The organism is Amycolatopsis suaedae (assembly GCF_004214935.1).
Taxonomy (GTDB): Bacteria; Actinomycetota; Actinomycetes; order Mycobacteriales; family Pseudonocardiaceae; genus Amycolatopsis; species Amycolatopsis suaedae.
The window spans coordinates 120,204-139,943 of the sequence record NZ_SFCC01000003.1 but is presented as its reverse complement, the minus strand read 5'-3'; the positions used below and the strand labels follow the sequence as shown (position 1 = coordinate 139,943).

At 70.3% G+C, this 19,740-nt stretch carries 22 protein-coding genes; 10 read left to right on the top strand and 12 right to left on the bottom strand.

All coding sequences use genetic code 11. From position 1 onward, the window contains the following. Positions 1 to 57: 57 nt before the first annotated feature. Genes EWH70_RS06710 through EWH70_RS06700 form a run of 3 tightly spaced genes read left to right on the top strand, consistent with a single transcriptional unit; the run spans position 58 to position 1,817 of the window. Entirely contained in the window at positions 58 to 663 is a 606-nt protein-coding gene (locus tag EWH70_RS06710; protein WP_130474390.1) for a carboxymuconolactone decarboxylase family protein, read from the top strand. 34 nt (positions 664 to 697) lie between these two features. After that, positions 698 to 1,126: a tautomerase family protein gene (locus EWH70_RS06705; protein ID WP_130474389.1), complete on the top strand. Its 429-nt coding sequence runs from the start codon at positions 698 to 700 to the stop codon at positions 1,124 to 1,126. Positions 1,127 to 1,166: 40 nt separating this feature from the next. Further along, entirely contained in the window at positions 1,167 to 1,817 is a 651-nt protein-coding gene (locus EWH70_RS06700) for a hypothetical protein (RefSeq protein ID WP_130474388.1), read from the top strand. 5 nt (positions 1,818 to 1,822) lie between these two features. Here EWH70_RS06700 and EWH70_RS06695 read toward each other — a convergent pair whose 3' ends face one another. Both EWH70_RS06695 and EWH70_RS06690 read right to left on the bottom strand, forming a co-directional pair. Then, complete coding sequence (locus EWH70_RS06695) at positions 1,823 to 2,296, bottom strand: nitroreductase family deazaflavin-dependent oxidoreductase (RefSeq protein ID WP_130474387.1); 474 nt, start codon at positions 2,294 to 2,296, stop codon at positions 1,823 to 1,825. A 9-nt stretch (positions 2,297 to 2,305) separates the two neighbouring features. After that, a complete protein-coding gene (locus tag EWH70_RS06690) occupies positions 2,306 to 4,384 on the bottom strand; it encodes an acyltransferase family protein (protein WP_240686840.1) in 2,079 nt (692 codons plus the stop codon). Positions 4,385 to 4,667: 283 nt separating this feature from the next. Between EWH70_RS06690 and EWH70_RS06685 the strand changes: the two genes are divergently transcribed. Both EWH70_RS06685 and EWH70_RS06680 read left to right on the top strand, forming a co-directional pair. Then, complete coding sequence (locus EWH70_RS06685; RefSeq protein ID WP_130474386.1) at positions 4,668 to 4,928, top strand: hypothetical protein; 261 nt, start codon at positions 4,668 to 4,670, stop codon at positions 4,926 to 4,928. Beyond that, positions 4,928 to 5,191: a hypothetical protein gene (locus tag EWH70_RS06680; protein ID WP_130474385.1), complete on the top strand. Its 264-nt coding sequence runs from the start codon at positions 4,928 to 4,930 to the stop codon at positions 5,189 to 5,191. The genes EWH70_RS06685 and EWH70_RS06680 overlap by 1 nt, the downstream gene beginning before the upstream one ends. Positions 5,192 to 5,197: 6 nt before the next feature. On the opposite strand, the gene EWH70_RS06675 is transcribed toward EWH70_RS06680, so the two are convergent. Both EWH70_RS06675 and EWH70_RS06670 read right to left on the bottom strand, forming a co-directional pair. Further along, entirely contained in the window at positions 5,198 to 5,872 is a 675-nt protein-coding gene (locus tag EWH70_RS06675) for an alpha/beta fold hydrolase (protein ID WP_240686839.1), read from the bottom strand. A 4-nt stretch (positions 5,873 to 5,876) separates the two neighbouring features. Beyond that, positions 5,877 to 6,329, bottom strand: a complete 453-nt coding sequence (locus EWH70_RS06670; protein ID WP_240686838.1) for a DUF6653 family protein — start codon at positions 6,327 to 6,329, stop codon at positions 5,877 to 5,879. A gap of 84 nt (positions 6,330 to 6,413) precedes the next feature. Here EWH70_RS06670 and EWH70_RS06665 point away from each other — a divergent pair, with 84 nt between their 5' ends. After that, positions 6,414 to 7,619, top strand: coding sequence for a cation:proton antiporter (locus tag EWH70_RS06665; RefSeq protein ID WP_130474384.1), 1,206 nt, complete (start codon positions 6,414 to 6,416; stop codon positions 7,617 to 7,619). Next, positions 7,619 to 8,431 carry a hypothetical protein gene (locus tag EWH70_RS06660; protein WP_130474383.1) on the top strand — a complete coding sequence of 271 codons (813 nt, stop codon included), beginning with the start codon at positions 7,619 to 7,621 and terminating at the stop codon, positions 8,429 to 8,431. Before EWH70_RS06665 ends, EWH70_RS06660 begins: the two co-directional genes overlap by 1 nt. Positions 8,432 to 8,462: 31 nt before the next feature. Here EWH70_RS06660 and EWH70_RS06655 read toward each other — a convergent pair whose 3' ends face one another. Then, positions 8,463 to 9,221 carry a TetR family transcriptional regulator gene (locus EWH70_RS06655; protein ID WP_130474382.1) on the bottom strand — a complete coding sequence of 253 codons (759 nt, stop codon included), beginning with the start codon at positions 9,219 to 9,221 and terminating at the stop codon, positions 8,463 to 8,465. Positions 9,222 to 9,328: 107 nt separating this feature from the next. Here EWH70_RS06655 and EWH70_RS06650 point away from each other — a divergent pair, with 107 nt between their 5' ends. From EWH70_RS06650 to EWH70_RS06640, 3 genes are all read left to right on the top strand, one after another. Next, complete coding sequence (locus EWH70_RS06650) at positions 9,329 to 10,534, top strand: cytochrome P450 (RefSeq protein WP_130474381.1); 1,206 nt, start codon at positions 9,329 to 9,331, stop codon at positions 10,532 to 10,534. Positions 10,535 to 10,618: 84 nt separating this feature from the next. Further along, positions 10,619 to 11,503 carry an ABC transporter ATP-binding protein gene (locus EWH70_RS06645; RefSeq protein WP_205669063.1) on the top strand — a complete coding sequence of 295 codons (885 nt, stop codon included), beginning with the start codon at positions 10,619 to 10,621 and terminating at the stop codon, positions 11,501 to 11,503. Then, entirely contained in the window at positions 11,500 to 13,101 is a 1,602-nt protein-coding gene (locus tag EWH70_RS06640) for a polyketide antibiotic transporter (RefSeq protein WP_130474380.1), read from the top strand. Before EWH70_RS06645 ends, EWH70_RS06640 begins: the two co-directional genes overlap by 4 nt. 9 nt (positions 13,102 to 13,110) lie before the next feature. Here EWH70_RS06640 and EWH70_RS06635 read toward each other — a convergent pair whose 3' ends face one another. The 7 genes from EWH70_RS06635 to EWH70_RS06605 form a co-directional block, all read right to left on the bottom strand. Continuing rightward, a complete protein-coding gene (locus EWH70_RS06635; RefSeq protein ID WP_130474379.1) occupies positions 13,111 to 14,709 on the bottom strand; it encodes an ABC transporter permease in 1,599 nt (532 codons plus the stop codon). Further along, positions 14,706 to 15,617, bottom strand: a complete 912-nt coding sequence (locus EWH70_RS06630; protein WP_130474378.1) for an ABC transporter ATP-binding protein — start codon at positions 15,615 to 15,617, stop codon at positions 14,706 to 14,708. Before EWH70_RS06630 ends, EWH70_RS06635 begins: the two co-directional genes overlap by 4 nt. Continuing rightward, positions 15,617 to 16,255, bottom strand: coding sequence for a TetR/AcrR family transcriptional regulator (locus EWH70_RS06625; protein ID WP_130474377.1), 639 nt, complete (start codon positions 16,253 to 16,255; stop codon positions 15,617 to 15,619). The genes EWH70_RS06630 and EWH70_RS06625 overlap by 1 nt, the downstream gene beginning before the upstream one ends. A gap of 87 nt (positions 16,256 to 16,342) precedes the next feature. Continuing rightward, positions 16,343 to 17,041, bottom strand: a complete 699-nt coding sequence (locus EWH70_RS06620) for a winged helix-turn-helix transcriptional regulator (protein WP_165436180.1) — start codon at positions 17,039 to 17,041, stop codon at positions 16,343 to 16,345. After that, positions 17,038 to 17,259: a hypothetical protein gene (locus EWH70_RS06615; protein ID WP_130474376.1), complete on the bottom strand. Its 222-nt coding sequence runs from the start codon at positions 17,257 to 17,259 to the stop codon at positions 17,038 to 17,040. The genes EWH70_RS06620 and EWH70_RS06615 overlap by 4 nt, the downstream gene beginning before the upstream one ends. Before the next feature lie 56 nt (positions 17,260 to 17,315). Further along, complete coding sequence (locus EWH70_RS06610; RefSeq protein WP_130474375.1) at positions 17,316 to 18,059, bottom strand: response regulator transcription factor; 744 nt, start codon at positions 18,057 to 18,059, stop codon at positions 17,316 to 17,318. A 75-nt stretch (positions 18,060 to 18,134) separates the two neighbouring features. Then, the gene (locus EWH70_RS06605; RefSeq protein ID WP_130474374.1) at positions 18,135 to 19,721 is read right to left on the bottom strand and encodes an alanine/glycine:cation symporter family protein; all 1,587 of its coding nucleotides are present in this window, start codon (positions 19,719 to 19,721) and stop codon (positions 18,135 to 18,137) included. Positions 19,722 to 19,740 lie beyond the last annotated feature (19 nt).

The following is a 19,740-nucleotide window of genomic DNA, read 5'->3' as shown; positions in this document are numbered from 1 at the left end:
CCTCGCATGCGAGGCATTCGTTGGCGGAATGACGTTGCGGTTTCTACCGTCGGAGGTATGGACAAGCACCCCACGACGGAAGGTTCCGGCTTGGGCGGCCGGTTGCCACTCGTTCCACCCGAGGCTCTCGATCAGGCGCAACGCGCGCTGTACGACCGCCTGCAAGCAACCCGCGTCCGCGACGCGGGAAGGGCGGCCTACACGGCGTCACTGCCGGACGGGCGACTCGTCGGCCCGTTCAACGTCATGCTGCGTGTCCCGCGGATCGCAGGTCCCCTGCTGGAATGGGCACAAGCCATCACCCGGTCCGGCATCCCGGAGGATGTCCGCGAGGTGGTCATCCTCACCGTTGCCGCCCACTGGCGGGCCGAGTACGCGTTGTATGCCCACACGGCGGCCGCCGAGCGGGCAGGAGTGTCCGAGGCCGTGATCGCGGCGCTTCGACAGGGCGAGGCACCCCGCGGTCTGCGCGCCGAGGCCGACGTCGCGCACCGAGTGGCCGTCGCGTTGGTCCGCGACCATGACGTGCCGGATGACCTCTACCAGGAGGCGGCCGCCGCGTTCGGCACCGAAACGCTTGTCGCACTGGTCAATCTCATCGGTCAGTACCTCAACACCTCGGCACTGCTGACCTGTTTCCAGGTACCGGCCCCCGCCGCCTGAACCCACCGCACAACGCACCAGAAAAGGGGAAATCATGCCGTTGGTCAACGTCTATCTGCGCCAGGGAACGACCCCCGAATACCGCCGGCTCGTTTCCGAGGCCATCCACAAGTCCATGGTGGACGTGCTGAAGATCCCCCAGGACGATCAGTTCCACGTCTTTCATGAAGTCACTCCCGACAACTTCATCATCCAGCCGGTCGTGTTCGGCCTGCGGCGCGGCGAGCGCACGATGTTCATCCAACTATCGTTCAACCAGCGCACGCCGGAGCAGAAGAACGACCTTTTCCGGGCGATCGTGGCCAACCTGCGGCTGTTCGCCGACGTCGCCGAGGAGGACATCCTGCTGGTGGTGTTGGAAACGGCCCGCGAAAACTGGTGGGCCGCCGGCCGTGTCATCAACCCCGACACGGGCTACGACGAGCGCATGACCGACCTGCGCGGAACCCCCGAGACCGTTTAGTTCTCGTTTCGTCGAGGCTGTTGCCGGCTGTCTGTAGCGGGTGTCAGCGACCAGGAGCGGTACGAACGACGACCCGTTCACCGCCGCGCTCCGGCAGACCTACAACGACCTCGGGGCGAGCTGGGTGCTGTATGTACCCCGATGGGACTCGTTCGTCATCTACGGGCCTGAAACTGCCCGTGAGCTGCGGTCGCGCCATCACCGGCCGCTGGACTCCAAGGATTTCGCAAGGGCGCCGGCCTACAGTGCGGTGTCCGTCCCCCGGGAGATAGCAGGGAAGCAGATGAAAAGTTCCGCTCTTAGTCGCCGATGCCTCGCGTTCGCCGCGGCGGCGGGTGTCGCCCTGACGACCGTGCTTGCCTCGGCCGCGCCCGCATCCGCCTCTCCACTGGCTCGCCACCGCGAGTGCGGGGGTCCGATCGGCATTTGTGTCGAGTACGAGTACGACCTGATCGGCGGTGGGGACAAGATCTACAAGGTCGGCACCTACCTGCAGAAGCAGGGAGACCACGGGTACTTCGAGATGTGGGGGCCCGACGGGCTGATCGGATTCTCCGGAACCCGTACCTGGGCTCTCGGAGAGACCGCGACGTTCTCGGGCACCCATCGGCTTCCCTACGGCCGCATGCTGTGCACCAAGTTCATGCGGCCGGGCGGCGTGAAACTGACCGAGCACTGCATGACCCGGTAACGGCTCTACTGCCCGATCACGAGTTCCGTGGTGGCGGGTTCGGGGCCGAACACGGCGCCGGTGGGGCGCAGAACCACCACCGGGATGACCCGGCTGGTGCTGCTCTGGTATTCGGCGAAGCCGGGTTCCTGCGCACATACCTTTTCGAACAGGTCGTCGCGTTCGGCTCCGGTCGTGACGGTGGCGATGGCGGGATAGGTGTCGGTTCCGGTTTCCACTGTCACCACCGGATTCTTGCGGATGTTGTGGTACCAGGCGGGATTGGCCGGCCCGCCACCGGCGGAGGCCACCACCACGCGCCGCCCGTCGATGTCCAGGCAGGCCAGCGGGCTCGTGCGCGGCAGGCCGGTGCGCGCTCCGGTGGTGGTGAGCAACACCAGTGTCGCACCGTCGAGGATGCCGCCGACCCTGCCGTGGTTGGCCCGGAACTCCTCGATGACCTGCCGCTGGAACGTGGCGAAGTCGATGTCCTTGGTCACGGCTGTCCTTTACGAGTCGGTTCCGGCTGACGGGGGTGGCTGACGCCAGCCGAGGGTGGTTTCCACGGCTTCTTCGACGATGCTGGACATGGTGGCCATGTAGGTGGCGGTGATGTGGTTGTCGTCAATGTAGAGCAGGACGTTGCCGATCACCGGCGGGCAACGGTCGGTGTCACAGTAGTAGTCGCTGAAGTCCAGAAAGGACACATTGGCCGGGAGGTCCGGCAGGTCGGCGTACGGAGGGCGGGGCGCCAGCAGTTCGGATCGGGGCGTGGCGCACTCGGGTGCGGTCGGTCCGTGGGTCTCCACACAGGCCGACGGGGCGAAGTCGTAGCGCGGGTTGTCCCGCACGGCGAGCACGGGAATACCGGCGGCGTCGACCTTGCGCCACTGGGCGACGTACCCGGGCGGGGTGTGTTCGGTGGCGCCGACGCGGACGTCACGGGTGCCGATGGTGAAGACCGCGTCGGGACGGATCTCGGCGATCTCGTCGGCGACAGCGGCGTTCCAGTCCATGCAGGGCTGGTCACCGGGCACGGTGTCGGAGTCGGTGGAGAACGGGCAGCCGCCGCGGAGCATGGACAGGATCTGCCAGTTCTTCTGCTCGGCCACCGGGCGCAGCGCGGCGAGGAACTGCTGGGAATGCGAGTCGCCGGCCACCACGATGCGCCGGGCGGGCGGATCGGCGGACGCGGTGGGGCAGACGGTCAGTTCCGGGTGCCGCGGGGACAGCACACAGGCCGCCTCGTCCACTCTGGCGTAGTCCTGGCCGACCGCGAGGAAGGACGGCGCGAGCTCGGGGTCGGGCTTGCCCCAGTACTCGAAGCCGGGCACGCGGGCCAGCGCACCGGGGTGGTCGGGATCGCCCACGGTGACCGCGTAGGCGTCGGCCTTGCGGGTGGCCACCACCTGCCAGGTCGCCGTGGCAGCCAGCACCGGCACCAGTGTCAGGGCCGCGAACCGGTAAGCGCCCCACCGGTTCGCGGTACCGATCCGGGAGTCGCGCATCGGCTTCTCCACGAGATGATGGGTGGCAACAGCCAGCAGCAGGGACACGCCGACGACGACCGCGCCGCCGGCCAGGCCGACCGTCTCCTGCTCGCGGCCCACCAGGTAGAACACCAGGATCGGCCAGTGCCACAGGTACAGGCTGTAGCTGAGGTTGCCGACGTAGGTCAGCGGCGCGCTGCTCAGCAGGCGGTCCGCGCCAAGCCGGCTGCCGGCGGCTCCGGCGAGGATGACCGCCGCGGCCGACAGCGTCGGCCAGAGCGCGGCGTAGCCCGGGAACACGCTGCCCACCCGCAGCACCAGGCCACACGACACCAGACCCGCCAGCCCGGCCCACCCCAGCAGCAGCCGCGACCACCGCGGCAGCACCACCACCTCGACGGCGACGGCGAGCAGGCCGCCCAGCGCGAACTCCCACACTCTGGTCAGTGAGTGGAAGTAGGCCAGCGGCTGGTCGGCCGCGGTCAGCACGACCGAGTAGGCCAGCGACGCTCCGCCCACCGTGGTCAGCGCGAGGACCAGGCACCGGCGGGCGCTCTGCCCTGCCCCGGCGGCGACCGCCAGGACGAGTGCGATCAGCAGCGGCCACACCACGTAGAACTGACCCTGGATCGACAGCGACCAGAAGTGCTGCACCACGCTGGCGCTGTCGTGCTGGGCGAAGTAGTCGGCCGAGTCGGCCGCCAGCCGCCAGTTCTGCACATACAGCGCCGACGCGGCGATCTCCTTGATCGTCTGGAACCACCGGTTCTCCGGCAGCACGAACACCGCGACGACGATCGTCACCGCCAGCACCGTCAACGCCGCCGGGAACAACCGTTTGATCATCCGGCCCCACATCGGGCCGAACTCGATACCGCCCCGGCTGTGGGCACGCACCAGTTGCCCGGTGATCAGGAACCCGGTGACCACGAAGAACACGTCCACGCCGCCGGACACCCGGTCCAGCCACACGTGGTAGACCACCACCAGCACCACGGCGACGGCCCGCAGGCCCTGCAGTTCGGGCCGGTACTTCCGAGTTCGAGGGTCCTGCCGCCGAGGCAGTTCGCTGGAGTCACACACCACGTTCGTCGTCACCGGGTCTCGCCGTCATCACCTGAACCCACCCGCGACGGGGCGAGCTGCCGACCAGACTTCCCGGCACACCGTGCGTAAAGATGCCCCACCCGCACGGTGAAAGGCAAATCGGCTGGTCACCAACCGGTACCGGAATACCGGCCCACCCACCGTCGCGTCCCTGCCTTCACCTATGCTCGGAAACCGGTGTGCCGGGAAGTCTGGTCGGCGATCCGTAGCGCTGCCCGACCCCGCGGAGCACCCCGATGCACCAGCCCCGCCGACACATCGGCACACCGTCGTCATGACCGCCGACACGATCGCGGTTCTCGCGGCCCTGGCGACCGTCGCGTTCCTGGCCGTCCCAGCCTCAATGCGGTTCCTGCGGCTGGCCGCCGTCCTGGGGTGGTGCCTGGTGTGGTGGGACGGCGGCTGGCAACACCACTGGCTGGACTACCTCGGCGCCGGGGTCGTCCTCACCAGTCTGATCCTGGTGATCCGGTGGCTGACCAGACCCTCATCCGGAGCGAGCGGCCGGGGCGGCGAAGGCGGTGTCGTGGGGTGATGGAATCGAGCTGGGCCGCCGAGGCGATCGTCACCGGCGCACTCCTGCTGCTGGCGGCGGTGTGGTTCCGGAAGCGACAGCGGCACTGGTTCACGCTCGGTTGCGTGTCCGCCGCCGTGGTCACTATCGCCGCCGGGGTGACCGGCTCGGCCTGGTTGGCCGCCGTGGCGGTCGCCGTGTTGTTGCCGGTGGGCGCCTACGACTACCTCCTGGAACGCCGCGCGCTGCGCCGGCGCCGCGGCCGGCACGCCAACGACGACTGAACCGGCTCACGACCGCTGGCCGGTGGCGGCGATGGTGACGCCGCCGGGGTCGGCGCTGGTCCGCACGTGACGGGCCACCAATGCCATCCACTCCACCAGTTCGGCTCGGGCAGCATGGCCAGGGGCGTGCATCGTGTGCAGCAGGCGTGCGCTGGCCCGGAAGCTGCGTCGCAGCAACCAGGCGGCCGACGTGCCCAGGAGCCGTGGCGTGATACGCAGCCGGGTCAGTCCGCCCGGTGATACCAGCACCTGGTGGTCGACCAGGGGTGAGTCGCAGGCGAGCGCGATCGCCGCTCCGAGTGAGTGACCCAGCACGGTCACCGGGCCATGGGTGGTGGTGTGCTCGATCAGCGACGTCAGCCACTGGCTGTACCACTCCAGACGCCCGGCGGCCGCGACTCGTTCGACGCTGCTCAACCCGGGCTGCCCGGGAACGTCGGCGGCCACGACGCGGCAACGGCCCGCCATCGCGGTCAGCAGCGGCAGGCACGCGGCAGCGGGAAAGTTGGTACCCGGCACCACCACGACGGTCTGGTCACCGTCACCAGCGATCACCAGGTGGGTGTCGACGTCGTGCACGCTGGTCAGGACGTTCTCGTGCGGCACCGGCCACGCGTCAAGTTGATCGAAACACCACCGCTGGACAGCGCAGCGGCCGACGGCCGTCCGATAGATCGACACCGGATCAGTCGTCCAGGTCGTGCCGGTCCTGCCTGTCGAGGTAACGGACCATCTGCTCCCAGTACACCAGCAGCAGCGCCATCTGCGCCGTGGTCGCCGCCGCTGCCGCGACCGGCCGGCGCCGCCACGCGGCCGCGACCGCCGCCGCACCGGCGACGCTCGCGGCGACGTTCACGGCGAGGGCCGCGTCGCGGGGGCGGTCGATGAGCCACTGTTCCTCGCCGAGCATGGCCCGGCTGGACCAGGCCCGGTAGTGCGCCGGTTTTCCGAAGATCACCGGATTGACGGCGAACCACGCCGCGACCGCAGCGGCGTGACTCCACTTCCGGGTCCACACCGGCAGCAGGACCAGCGGGGCGCTGGCCCAGCGAGTCCAGGCACTCCACGGGTTGGCATGGCGGGCGAACCCGGCACGTCGCACGCGTGCGACCAGGCTGGCGTCGGACGATCCGGTCATGAGAGGCTCCCACGGCGTCGATCGGCAACTGACGGCGAACTCGTTGTCAACCGTCAACGGGCAGTGGCGGCGTAGGGGGCTTCCGTGGCACTGGTACTGGCGTTCGGCTTGGTCCTGTTGATCAGCGTGTCACTGTCGGGTGTGGCCGCCCGCACCGTACTGTCGACGGCGCTGTTGTTTCTGGTCGCCGGCGCGCTGATCGGCCAGGGCGGGTTCGGACTGGTCCACATCGGACCCCAGGACCCGCTGGTGACCGTGCTGGCCGATGTCGCCCTGTTCACCGTCCTGTTCACCGACGGCCAGCGGGCCAACCTGCGCGCGCTGCGGGAAGGCTGGCGGCTGTCCGGCCGCGCGCTCGGGCTGGCCATGCCGCTGACCATGATCGGCATCGCCGTACCCGCCTACTTCCTGGTCGGCCTGGACTGGCCCACCGCACTGCTGCTCGGCGCGATCCTGTCCCCAACCGACCCGGTCTTCGCCGCCGCCATCGTCGGCCGCAGCGACATCCCACTGCGGCTGCGGCGCCTGCTCAACGTCGAATCCGGCCTCAACGACGGACTCGCGCTGCCGTTCGTACTGATCTTCCTCGCCACCGCGTCGCACACCACCGCCGACCTGGGCACCATCGGCTGGGAACTGCTGCTCGGCCTCGTCCTCGGCATCGCCCTGCCCGCCCTGGTCGCGCTGGCCTGGCGGCTGCGGATCCTGACCAGCGAACCCCGGCTGCAGGCACTTGGCCCGCTCGCGGTCGGCGTGGCGCTCTACGGCGCCTGCCACCTCACCCACGCCAATCCCTATCTCGCCGCGTTCGCCGCCGGCGCCACCCTGGCCACCCTCGACCGGGTGGCCGCCGAACACTTCGAGCCCCTGGGCGACCTGCTCTCCGAGATCACCAAATTCGCCGCCCTGCTCGTCTTCGGCGCACTGATCACCCCCGACCGCCTGTCCCACCTCACCGTCGGCGGCTGGGTCTTCGCCGTGCTGGCCATCGTGCTGGTTCGCCCGGCCGCCATGATGCTGTCGCTGGTCCGCACCCAGCTGTCCGGACGGGAACGCGCCACCGCCGCGTGGTTTGGCCCCAAAGGCTTCGCCTCGGTCGTCTACGGCCTGCTCGCCCTGCAATCGGGCATCCCCGACAACGAGCTGGTGTTCGACCTCGTCGCGGTCACCATCGCCATCTCGATCATCCTGCACTCCTCCACCGACGTCCCCGTCGCCAAGGCCCTGCGGGTCGAACCACCCGACAACCTCCCCATCGGACGGCACGCCGACCACGACAAGCCCGGCTGATGCGACCCGAACTCGTCGCACTGCTCACCGTGGCCGGCGTCGCCGTAGCATTCGCCGGGCTCACGGTGTTCGTGGTGTGGTCGGTACGCCAGCACCGCACCCGGCAACAGCAGCTGGCCCACTACGCCCGCCACGGCTCGCAGCCCGGCCCGCAGCCCCCGCTCCGGCCGCCGGGCCGGGCGCACCAGCGACGCCGACGCACCTTCGAGTCCCGGCTGGCCGCAGGCCGTGCCGTCTGGGTCCGGCCCGCCGACCTGCGCGCGGCCGTTGCCGACGTCCAGGCGCTGGCCCGCTCCCACGGCTTTCACCTGGCGCGGGTGTTCGGCGACCGTCGTGATCCCGTGCTGCTGTTCAGCCGTGAGCCCGTGCCCAGGGTCGACCATGCCGCCGACCGGGCCGGGCGGCACGGGCTCACCTCGATGGCACGGCACATCCTCAGCAGGGTCCTGCTCGCCGGCGGCCTGTTCGTCTTCATCCTCGGCATGGGCGCCGTCACCACGTTCGGCCTGCCGAGGTGGTCCTATCTCGTCGCCGCCGGACTCGGACTGCTCATCCTGACCGTCGCCGCGGTCGTCCCGTTCCTGCCTGCCGTCCGCGACCTCGACACCCGCATCGCGCTGGCGATCCGCGAGTTCGACGGCCGCCCGCGACGCACCGTCCTGGCCCACCAGTACCTGCTCGACCCCACGGTGATCACCGATATCGCCTCCGAACTCGGCTACACCTACACCACCTCACGCCACGGCTGGCTCAACAACCCCCGCACCAACGAAACCTGGATCACCTACATCCGGCTGCCCGCGGCGCGATAGGCGGCCGTCTCACTATTGGTCTCAGAATGTCTCACAAAGTGTCGGAATGCGGCGCCGGCGAGTCAGGTTCCTTGCCGAGGTGGCGGTACACGGTGGCCCGGGACACGCCTGTCGCCTGGGCGATCTCCTCGACCGTGTAGGTGCCCGCCGCCTGCATCCGCCTGGCCTTGGCGAGTCGTTCCCGCGTCATCACCGTGCGCCGCCCGCGGCGGCCACCAGCCCTCGGTGCCGGCGAGGAGACCTCGGCCTGGCCGGTTCCGTCGAAGAGTTGCCGGGCCGCGGCGAGTACCTCCCGGCGCACGTCGGCGACGGGCGCGTCCCGGTGATGCATGGCCGGGCGGGCGAGCAGGGACACCACCGCGGTGGCCCGGATGCGCTCCCGCAGGCCGGCCTGCGGCCCGGCGATGATGTCGATCGTGCGGGCGTTCTGCTCCATCACGCGATGCAGCAGGGGCTCGCGCATCGCCCACCAGCCGTCGAGGACGCGCAGCAGCGGCAGGTTGTCCAGGATGCCGTCCAGCAAGCCCGTGACGACCGTCCAGCGCGCCTGTTCGGGATCCATCTCCTCGGCGGCGTCCAGGACGGCTTTGGCCTGGTCCAGCATCGGCGTGACCAGCGTGGCGAGGATCTGCGCCTTGCTGGAGAAGTGGTACAGCACCGCCGCTTTGCTCACGTCCAGCCGTACCGCGATCTGGCGCAGGGACGTCTGATCGTAGCCCTGCTCGGCGAAGAGCCGCCCAGCCGTGGCGAGGATGCGCGACCGCGTGTCGGATGCCGCCTGTCCGTCCATGCCCGCAGTTTAGGTACTTGCTGACCGGCGGGAAGGTGATAACGTGAACTGACTGACCGACGGTCAGACTGGGAAGTTCGCCACGGTCCACCGACCTAGGAACCGACATGACCACACGCCCACCCGTCGTCGCGTCGCTGCCGATGACCCGGCCCAACCCGTTCGATCCGCCGGCGGAACTGACGCGGTTGCGCCGCTCTCAGCCGATCAGCCGAATGGCCTACCCTGACGGGCACACCGGCTGGCTGGTCACCACCCACGCGCTGGCCCGCGCCGTCCTGGCCGATCCCCGCTTCAGTGCCCGGTCGGAGCTGACCCACCGGCCCTTGTTCGAGAACGAACTCCAGGCGCGGGCACCGGAGCCGGCGCCACCGGGCATGTTCCTCACGATGGATCCGCCGGACCACACCCGTTACCGTCGCCTGCTCACCGGGCAGTTCACCGTCCGCCGCATGCGGCAACTCACCGCGCGCATCGAGCAGGTCACCACCGGGCACCTGGACGCGATGGAACAGCACGGCCCGCCCGTGGACCTGGTGGACGCGTTCGCGCGGCCGATCCCGGCGATGGTGATCTGCGAGCTGCTCGGTGTGCCGTACGCGGACCGGCAGCGGTTCCAGCGCGACGTCACCACGCTGATGGACACCTGGTCGACCGTGGAGCAGGCCATGGCGGCCATCACCGACATCGGCGCCTACCTGGCCGAGCTGGTGGCGGCCAAGCACGCCGCACCGACCGACGACCTGCTCAGCGGCCTGGCCGGTGGCGGTGAGCTGACCGACGAGGAACTGACCAACATCGCCTTCCTGCTTCTGGGAGCTGGCCTGGACACCACCACGCACATGCTCGCCCTGGGCACCTTCGCCCTGCTGTCCCACCCCGGTCAGCTGGCCGTCCTGCGCGAGAGCGACGACCCCGCCGTCACCGAACGGGCGGTGGAAGAGCTGCTGCGCTACCTGAGCATCGTCATGGCCACGGTCCGGACCGCGACCGAGGACGTCGAACTGGACGGTCAGCTCGTGCGGGCCGGCGAGTCGGTCACCATCTCGCTCGCGGCGGCCAACCGCGACGAGGAACGGTTCGCCGACCCCGGCACCCTCGACTTGCGCCGGTCCGCCGCCGGGCACGTCGCCTTCGGCCACGGGATCCACCAGTGCCTTGGCCAGCAGCTGGCCCGCATCGAGATGCAGGTCGCCTACCCCGCGCTGGCACGCCGGTTCCCCGCCCTGCACCTGGCGATCGACCCCGAGGAGGTTCCGGTCAAGCACAACGTGCTCATCCACGGCGTGCACGAGCTCCCGGTCGGCTGGTGACGCCGATCCGGGTAGAGTTCTGACCGGTGTGCCGGGAAGTCTGGTCGGCTGGTGACCCGCCGACCCCGGGAGGCTCCCGTGCCCATGGCCGCTGTCCGCTTCGACGGCCTGACCAAACGGTTCGGCCGCATGCTGGCCGTCGACAGCGTCACGCTGTCCGTCGCGCCCGGTGAGGTGTTCGGCTTCCTCGGTCCCAACGGCGCCGGCAAGTCGACGACCATCCGGCTGCTGCTCGGACTGCTGCGTCCCACGGCCGGCCACGCCGAGGTGTTCGGGACACCGGCGGCGGATGTGCGGCGCGCACACCGGCACCTGGCCTACGTTCCGGGTGACGTGGCGTTGTGGCCGTCGCTGACCGGTGCGGAGATCCTGGAGCTGCTCGCCCGCGTCGGTCCCGGCGTCGACCTGGACTACCGGGCCGAGCTCGTCGACCGGTTCGCGCTGGACCTCGACAAGCCGGGAAAGGCCTACTCGACCGGCAACCGGCAGAAGGTCGCGCTGGTCGCGGCGTTCGCCACCCGCGCGCCACTGCTCGTGCTGGACGAGCCGACCAGCGGTCTGGATCCGTTGATGGAGCAGGTTTTCCGCCGCTGCGTGACCGAGGCCCGGCAGCGTGGTCAGACGGTGTTCCTCAGCTCGCACCAGCTCACCGAGGTGGAGGCGGTCTGTGACCGGGTCGCCATCCTGCGGGCCGGCCGCCTGGTCGAGATCGACAGCATCGCCGGGCTACGGCGGTTGCGGCGCAGCTGGGTCGAGGTGAGTTTCGACGGAACCCAGCCGTCCCTTGTGGACGTAGCCGGGGTGGCCGGAGTACACCGGCTGGACGGGAACCGGCTGCGGTTCACCCTGACCGGGCCTCCGGGCCCGGCGTTGCAGGTGCTCGCCGACGCCGGGGTCACCGCGGTGGCGATGCGGGAGCCGACGCTGGAGGAGATCTTCCTCGACTACTACGGGGAAACCAGCCGATGATCAGCATCTCGAGCCACCCCGGCCGTGCCGTCACCGGCCACGCTGTCCGCCAGGTCCGGCGCGGCGGCGTGATCGTCGCGCTCGCCGCCGCGGGCATGTCGGCGGTGGTCGCCGGCCAGTACCAGAGCACCTTCGCCGGTGCGCTCGACGGGTCGGCGCTGCGGGCGCTCGCCGAGAACCCGGCCATCCGGATCCTGTTCGGGCCACCGGTCGCCCTCGACGATCCCGGCGGATTCACCGTGTGGCGCACCGCGATCCCGGTCCAGGTCCTGTGCGCGGTGTGGGCACTGCTCGCCGCCACCCGCCTGACCCGGGGAGAGGAGGAGACCGGCCGCGCCGACCTCCTGCTCGCCGGCCGGCTGCACCGGGCTGACCTGACCATCCGCGGCCTGCTGGCGGTGACCGCCGCCGCGGTCGTCATCGCGGCGGCCGTCGCTGGCGCGCTCATCGTCACCGGAACCGCCACCGCCGGAGCCCTCATCCACGCCGGCGGGATTCTCGGCATCACGCTCACCTTCGCCTGCGGCGGCGCGCTCGCCGCGCAGGTCGTTCCCAGCCGTGCCGCCGCGACCGGGCTGACCGTGGCCGTCCTCGGCGCGACCGCCCTGGCCCGCATGCTCGCCGACGGCGTCGGTCAGCTCGCCTGGCTCGGCTGGCTCACCCCGTTCGGGCTCGTCGCCAGGGCCGCGCCCTACGCCGACGACCGGGTGGGTCCGCTGCTCGTCCTCGCGGCGTTCCCCGCGGTGCTGACCGCCGCCACCATGGTCGCGGCCCGCCACCGCGACACCGGAGGCGCATTGCTGGCCACGGCGGCAAGCCGCCGGCCACGGACCCGGCTCCTCGGATCGCTGACCGCATTCGCCGTACGCAAAGCCTTGCGCCCCACGGCAGGCTGGGCCGCCGGCCTCGCCGCGTACTTCCTGCTCGTCGGCACGCTCATCACCTCGATTCTCGCCTTCCTCGACGAGAACTCCCGCTTCACCGACCTGGCCGCCGGTGCCGGATTCACCCGGCTCGGCACCGCCGACGGCTTCGCCGCGGCGATGTTCAGCCTGCTCGCCATTCCCACCGGTCTCTACGCCGTCACCCGGATCGCGGCCATGGTCGCCGACGAGACCAGCGGCCGGTCGACCTGGCTGACCGTGCTGCCCGTCTCCCGCCACAGGCTCGCCGCCTCCGAACTCGCGGTCACCGCCGCCGCGTTGTTCACGCTGCTCACCACGGCGGGGCTCGCACTGTGGGCGGGTGCCCGGATCAACGCCGCACCGCTGGACATCCTGTCCTCGCTCGGTGGCGCGTGGAACGTCGCCCCGGTCGCACTGCTGTCCTTCGGTGCCGCCACCCTGGCGCTCGGCTGGGCGCCCCGCGCGGCAGCGGCGATCGGAGCTCTCCCCGTAGCTGGCGGATTCCTCCTCCACGTCACCGTCCAGAGCATGGACGCGTCCGGCTGGCTCAGCGCCCTGTCCCCCTTCGCGCACCTCGCCGCCGTGCCCGACACCCCGCCCGACTGGCCGGCCACCACCGCCCTCGCCGTCATCGCCGCCCTGCTCACCGCGGCCGGCCTCGTCGGCTACGCCCGCCGCGACCTGACCGCATAGCCCGCCCGGTCAGGCGAAGTCGCGGCGGCGTAGCGCGAGCAGCCCGGCACCGGCGAGTGCGGCGGTCGCCACGACCATGACCAGGGCGGGCAGCGGCGTGAACTCATCGCCTGCCACGGTGTTGGGGATGTAGTGAAACGGCTCGACCGGGGTGCCGCCCCACAGGTCGTACAGCGGTCCGGCGATTCTGCCGAGCACGATCGTCGCGATCCAGGCGAGCCAGCTGAGCGCGACGGCCGCGCGCGGGAGCAGGCCGTAGGCAAGCATGCACACCGCGCCGACGAGCAGCGCGGCGGGAACGGTGCCGACTGCACCGGCCGTGGTCCGGAGGATGTTCGACGGTGCACCGTGGATCAGTGCGAACGTCGCGCCGAACAGAACGCCGAACAACGCGAGCAGGGCCGCGGTGCCGAGGCCGGTGACCACCAGGTGCCCGCCTGCCCAGCGGAGCCGGCTGATGGGCGTTGCCTGGAGCGCCTCGGTTCTGCCGCTGGTTTCCTCCGCGCGTAGCCGCTGGACCATGAGCACCGGATAGAGCGTCACGACGTACGCGACGATCAGCGTGATGGCCCACAGACCGTTGTCGAAGTAAGTGGCCGTCGGGCTGCCGCCGAAACCCTCCACCAGTTTCGTGGCGAACGAGTCCGGTGTGTTCTCGAGTTGGTCGGCCATCGTCGTCACGCCGCCTGCACCGACGGCGAAGACCCCGGTTCCGGCCGCCCACTTCAGGAAAAGGCCACGGTTGAGCCGCCAGGACAGCCGGATCGGGCCGCGCAACTCCGGTGCGGTGGCGCGGCCGGCTCGTTCGGGCACGAGGCCGGCACCCAGATCACGCACGCCCGCCACGCGGTAGGCGACGGCGGTCAGCACCGCGGCGACGGCGAGCGAGATCAGCAGGATCCACAAGCGATTGTCCCGGTAGGGCGCGACGAGATGCGTCCAGCCGAGTGGCGAGGCGTATTTCAGCCAGTACTGGCCGGACGCGTCACCGGCGAACCGCAGAAGGTAGGAGATGCCGAGCGCGGAAAAGCTGATCATCCGTGCCGTGCGGGCATTTTGGGCGACTTGGGCGGCCAGCGCCGCGATCGCGCCGAACACCAGACCGGACACGGTGACACCGGCACCGTAGGTGAGCGATCCGGTCGGGTCGAAACCCATGGCGATCATCAGCCCCGCCGGCAGTACGCCGCAGGCGAGACTGACGCACCCTGCCACCAGCAGGCCGGTCGTCAACGCGGCATAGCGGCTGACGACACCGGCGCGCAGCAGCTCGGTGCGGCCGGTGTCCTCGTCGGCCCTGGTGTAGCGAATGACCGCGGTCAGCGCGGCGAGCGCGCAGAAGACGTAGAGCGCCCCACCGCTTCGCCAGGCGGCCATGTACCCGAGGTCGGCGATGACGGCATCGCCACCGACGGCGCGGAAGAAACTGTTCTCGTTGATCATCGTGGTGTAGCGGGCCAGCAGTTCCGGCGTGCTCATCCACCGTTCGACATAGCTCGCCATGATGACCGTCATCGCGCCGAGCAGCAGAATCCAGCACGGCGCGATGAACCGTTCCCGGCGTACCGCGAGCCGCCCCAGCCGCCGGGTCCCCGTCAGCGCGCTCATCGCCCGGCCGCCGCGTAGGCCGCGCCGGTCCGGTCGTAGTGCCGCAGGAACAGCTCCTCGAGCGTCGGCGGCCGGCTGACGATGCTGCGCACCCCGAGCAGATCGAGCTGACGCAGCGCCGGACCGAGCGCGTCGGCCTCGACGTCGAAGTGCACGACGCCGTCCTGCTGGCGCAAGCCATGCACGCCAGGCAGCTCGGCGAGCCCCGCGGCCGGACCGGTGATCTCGGCCCGGACCGAGGTCCGGGTCAGGTGCCGTAGCTCCGCGAGGCTCCCGCCGTCGACCGTGCGGCCGTCGCGGATGATGGTGACGCGATCACACAGTCGCTCCACCTCGGCGAGAATGTGGCTGGACAGCAACACGGTCCGGCCGTCACGTTGCTGTTCGCGGATGACCTCGCGGAACACCTCGTCCACCAACGGGTCGAGCCCGGAGGTCGGCTCGTCGAGAATGAGCAGCTCGGCGTCCCCGGCCAGCGCGGCGATCAACGCGACCTTCTGCCGGTTCCCCTTCGAATAGGCACGTGCCTTGGTTCTCGGATTGAGGTCGAAACGCTCGATCAGCTGGTCGCGCCGGGCGCGACCGGCGTGTCCCCGCGCCTGGAGCAGCAGGTCGATGATCTCGCCGCCGGACAGCCCCGGCCACAGCGTGACATCGCCTGGCACGTACGCGAGCCGGCGGTGCAACGCGGTCGCGTCCTGCCACGGGTCGCCGCCGAGCAACCGGGCGCGGCCCGCGTCCGCGCGGAGCAGCCCGAGCAGGATCCGGATCGTGGTGCTCTTACCCGCGCCGTTCGGGCCGAGGAAACCGTGCACCTCGCCGGACCGCACGGTCAGGTCGAGACCGTCCAGCGCCGTGGTCGCACCAAACCGCTTGACCAGCCCGCGCACCGAAATCGGTTCAGTCATCATCGGCCTTTCTCGAGCTGTTCCCGGTAGGCGATCGCCTCGTCCGGGCTGAGATACGGGTGGGAGTAGAGATCGAGCAGGATCGGGCCCAGCACCTCGGCACCGTCCTGGGTCAGCACGTCGACGCCCAGACCGCGGGACACATGCTGGTGCAGCACCGAGATCGACAGCGCCATCGCGGCAGCCACGATGGCGCGGTCCCGGCGGGACACCTCCGGCGGATCCGGGCGTTTCGAGTCCAGCTCGGCAAGCCACTGCTCGCTCAGCTCGACCAGCTTGTCGAACAGGGCCGTGGCCCGCCCCTCGCTCAACGCGCGAGCGACATACCGGCGATAGGGACCGAACGCCGCCATCGCGGCGCCGATATGGCCACCGCCCTCCGGACCGGCACCTGTTCCCTCCCTGACCTGATCGTTCAGCCGCTGCAGGCTCGCGGCCAGATGCTCGTCACAGGCGTCCCGGAGGTCCTCCTTGGCGCCGAAGTGATGGCGCACGAGCCCGGAGGACACCCCCGCGGTCTCCGCGATGCCACGGATCGTCGTCCGCTCGAAGCCGTGCTCACCGAAATGCCGCAGTGCGGCGTCCCGGATACGGGCACGGGCAGTGAGGTCGTCCGGCTCCGGTGTCGTGATCGTCATGTGCGTCATCCTTGGTTGCTACACGTGTGGGCAACATACTACACACATGTGTAGGCACCTTGAAACGCGGCGGTGCGGAGGTAAAGGTCACCGGGCCGGTGCGGGGCGTGCGGCGTGGTAGCGACCGGCGGTGAGCCAGGCGGCCACGGTTCGCACCGCGGCTCGTGGGCCGGTGAACCGGATGGTGTGCCTGCGTAGTTCGTCCAGGCACCGGGACCTGCCGAGCCAGATGTCGATCAGCGCGGTGGCGGTGGCCTCAACCGAGACCGCGACGGGGTTGTCCGGTGCGGTGCGGCGCGGGGTGACCGCGCCGCCGTCGGCGACCAGCCACCAGGTGCTGCGCACGGGCGTGTCGATCACGGTGAAGCGGGCGGGCAGCGCGGCGGGCCCGGCGGTGGCCGGGTCGAGCCCGTGACACAGGGAGGCCAGCAGATGCTCCGGGCACACCTCCCGCGCGGACGGGGGCGGAAGCCACCGCCTGCTCCAGGCGCCGGCCTGGTCGAGCAGCAGGAGAAATTCCCGCCCGGCGGGGGTGAGCCGGTAGGAGCGAAGGTCCGCGGGCGGACGGGAACCGGCCACCGTGGCAGCCTGGGAGATGATTCCGGCGGTGGTGAGCCGGCGCAGCCGGTGCCCGAGGCTGGGCCGGGACAGACCGGGCACCCGCAGCGCCAGCTGTCCCAGGGTCAGTTCGCCGGCGGCGAGGCTGCCGACCAGCAGTGGCGTCCATGGCTCGCCCAGAAGGTCGGCCGCCCGTGCCGCGGGATGGTGGGGGTGGCGGCGGATCACCGGCCGATCCCCGGCTTGCCCGCCACTGCCCAGCGCTGAAGCCGGGAGCGGGCCAGCCGGTGCAGCATCTCCTCCATGGCCTCGGGCACGACCTGGCCGTCCAGATCGCCGCGGGCTGCGCGGACGACGTCGGCGACGCCGGCGGCCGGCACGGTGTCGGCGAAGGCCTCGGTCAGTTCGCCGGCGACCTTGGTCACGACGGGGTCGGTTGCGGACATGGTGGTTCCTCCGGAAGCGTGGATCGGCCACCATCCTCGCCCGCGCGGACGTGAACTCACCTGACGACTGTCTGACGATCCTCCGGGGCGGGGGTCAGGGGCGGCCCGACCCGGTAGCCTGCACCGCGGACGGTCAGCACGACCTCGGGATCGTCGGGGTCGTGCTCGACCTTGCGCCGCAGTCTGCGGATGTGGACGTCCAGCAGCCGGGTGTCGCCGAAGTAGTCGTAGCCCCAGACCCGGTGCAGCAACTGCTCCCTGCTCACGATGTCGCCCTCCGCCGTAGCGAGTTCGACGAGGAGCCGGAACTCGGTACGGGTGAGGTGGACCGGCGTGCCCGCGCGGGCGACGGTCCCGGACTCCGGGTGGATCCGCAGGTCCCCGATCAGCCACTCGGTACGCCGCGCCGGGGCCCGGCGGCGCAGCAGCGCCCGGACCCGGGCCGCGAGCTCACCGGCGACCAGCGGTTTGGTGACGTAGTCGTCGGCACCGGCCTCCAGCCCGTCGATGACGTCGGCGGTGTCGGTGCGCGCGGTGACCATGATGATCGGCAGGTCACCGCGGAACCGCAACGCCCGGCACACGGCCATACCGTCCATGCCCGGCAGCATCAGGTCGAGCAGAACCACGTCGACAGCGGTCGAGTCGACCATCGCCAGGGCCTGCTCCCCGCTGACCGCCTCGTGCACGACGAACCCCTCGTCCCGCAACGCCAGCGCGAGCACTTCACGGATCAGCTCGTCGTCCTCGATCAGCAGGACGGCCGTCGGCGAGTCGGCCGCGGCGTGCTGGCCTGTCATGACTCACCTCCGCGCCCACGGTACAACCCGCCACCGCCCGCCCGAGCCGCCACGGGTTGTACCGCAAGGAGATCGTCAGGTTCGCCTCGAGGCCACGACCCGCTCGACCTCGCCGCTGCGGCGGCGCTGCCGGTAGTCGGCCATCTCCCGCTTGACCACCGGAGCCAGCAGGTAGAGGCCGGCGATGTTGAACAACGCAAGCAGGAACAGCACCGCGTCGGCGAAGTCGAGGACGCTGCCGAGAGTGAGCACCGAGCCGGCGACGACGAACAGGCAGAACACCACGTGGTAAACCCGTTCACTCAGCGGTGACTTGCCGAACAGGTAGGTCCACGCCTTCTGGCCGTAGTAACCCCATGTGATGATCGTGGACACGGCGAACAGCACGACGGCGACGGTGAGGACATAGGGGAACCACGGCAGGACGGTGGCGAAGGACTCCGAGGTCACGGTCACGCCGTCGGGCGGCTCACCGCCCGCGGCCACGGCGGCCTTGGCGTCGGTCCAGAACGTCGTCTTGGCGATCACCACGGTCAGCGCGGTCATCGTGCAGATCACCACCGTGTCGACGAACGGTTCCAGCAGGGCGACATATCCCTCGGTGACCGGGTGCTTCGTCCGGACGGCGGAGTGCGCGATCGGCGCGGAGCCCAGACCGGCCTCGTTGGAGAACGCGGCACGCTGGAATCCGACGATCAGCGCACCGATCGCACCACCGGCCACGCCCTCAGGCGCGAACGCTCCCGAGATGATCTCGCCGAAGGCGGCGGGTACCTCGCCGAGGTTGACCCCGATGACGATGACACAGGCCGCCACGTAGACCACGCCCATCGTCGGCACGAGCCGGGCGGTGACCGCGCCGATGGACTTGATCCCGCCGATCACGACCGCGCCGACGAACAACGCCAGCAGCAGCCCGAAGATCAGGGCGGCGCCGTCGCCGCCGAGCAGCCCGTCCTCGCCACCGGTGACATCGCGAACCTGCGCGAAGCTCTGGTTGGCCTGGAACATGTTGCCGCCCGCGATCCCGAAGAACAGGATCATCACCGCGGCACCCCCGGCCAGCACCTTGCCGATCCGCTGCCCCGCAGCGTTCGGAAAGCGCTCGGCGATGCCCTTGCGCAGGTAGTGCATCGGCCCACCGGACACCGAGCCGTCGGCGTGCACCTCGCGGTACTTCACGCCCAGCGTGCACTCCACGAATTTGGTGCACATGCCCAGCAGACCGCACAGGATCATCCAGAACGTGGCACCGGCACCGCCGATGGTGACCGCGACCCCGACACCGGCGATGTTGCCCAACCCGACGGTGCCGGACAACGCCGAGCTCAGCGCCTGGAAGTGGCTGATCTCCCCCGGCTCGTCCCGCCGCGTGTACTGGCCGCGGGCCACGCGCACGGCAAGCCGAAACGAACGGAACTGGACGAAACCGAAGTAGACGGTGAACACGGTCGCGGCGATCACCAGCCACGCCACGATCCACGGGAACGACACGCCGAACACCGAGATCTCGGCGAACACGAAACCCGACAACGCTTTCGACACCGGATCGAACACGGTGTTGATCGCGTTCTCGATCCCCGACAGCACACCTCCCTCCGCGGCCAGAACGTGCCCTACCGGAGGCTCCGCGAGGTGCGGTGTCCACTGTGTCCCGAACATGGTGCGCAATCCGACACAA

Excerpts from the sequence above, each read along its gene's own strand:
- EWH70_RS06710 (WP_130474390.1), top strand. The coding sequence starts at position 58 with ATGGACAAGCACCCCACGACGGAAGGTTCCGGCTTGGGCGGCCGGTTG.
- EWH70_RS06705 (WP_130474389.1), top strand. The coding sequence starts at position 698 with ATGCCGTTGGTCAACGTCTATCTGCGCCAGGGAACGACCCCCGAATAC.
- EWH70_RS06685 (WP_130474386.1), top strand. The coding sequence starts at position 4,668 with ATGACCGCCGACACGATCGCGGTTCTCGCGGCCCTGGCGACCGTCGCG.
- EWH70_RS06680 (WP_130474385.1), top strand. The coding sequence starts at position 4,928 with ATGGAATCGAGCTGGGCCGCCGAGGCGATCGTCACCGGCGCACTCCTG.
- EWH70_RS06670 (WP_240686838.1), bottom strand. The coding sequence starts at position 6,329 with ATGACCGGATCGTCCGACGCCAGCCTGGTCGCACGCGTGCGACGTGCC.
- EWH70_RS06660 (WP_130474383.1), top strand. The coding sequence starts at position 7,619 with ATGCGACCCGAACTCGTCGCACTGCTCACCGTGGCCGGCGTCGCCGTA.
- EWH70_RS06655 (WP_130474382.1), bottom strand. The coding sequence starts at position 9,221 with ATGGACGGACAGGCGGCATCCGACACGCGGTCGCGCATCCTCGCCACG.
- EWH70_RS06650 (WP_130474381.1), top strand. The coding sequence starts at position 9,329 with ATGACCACACGCCCACCCGTCGTCGCGTCGCTGCCGATGACCCGGCCC.
- EWH70_RS06645 (WP_205669063.1), top strand. The coding sequence starts at position 10,619 with ATGGCCGCTGTCCGCTTCGACGGCCTGACCAAACGGTTCGGCCGCATG.
- EWH70_RS06640 (WP_130474380.1), top strand. The coding sequence starts at position 11,500 with ATGATCAGCATCTCGAGCCACCCCGGCCGTGCCGTCACCGGCCACGCT.
- EWH70_RS06635 (WP_130474379.1), bottom strand. The coding sequence starts at position 14,709 with ATGAGCGCGCTGACGGGGACCCGGCGGCTGGGGCGGCTCGCGGTACGC.
- EWH70_RS06630 (WP_130474378.1), bottom strand. The coding sequence starts at position 15,617 with ATGACTGAACCGATTTCGGTGCGCGGGCTGGTCAAGCGGTTTGGTGCG.
- EWH70_RS06625 (WP_130474377.1), bottom strand. The coding sequence starts at position 16,255 with ATGACGATCACGACACCGGAGCCGGACGACCTCACTGCCCGTGCCCGT.
- EWH70_RS06615 (WP_130474376.1), bottom strand. The coding sequence starts at position 17,259 with ATGTCCGCAACCGACCCCGTCGTGACCAAGGTCGCCGGCGAACTGACC.
- EWH70_RS06610 (WP_130474375.1), bottom strand. The coding sequence starts at position 18,059 with ATGACAGGCCAGCACGCCGCGGCCGACTCGCCGACGGCCGTCCTGCTG.
- EWH70_RS06605 (WP_130474374.1), bottom strand. The coding sequence starts at position 19,721 with ATGTTCGGGACACAGTGGACACCGCACCTCGCGGAGCCTCCGGTAGGG.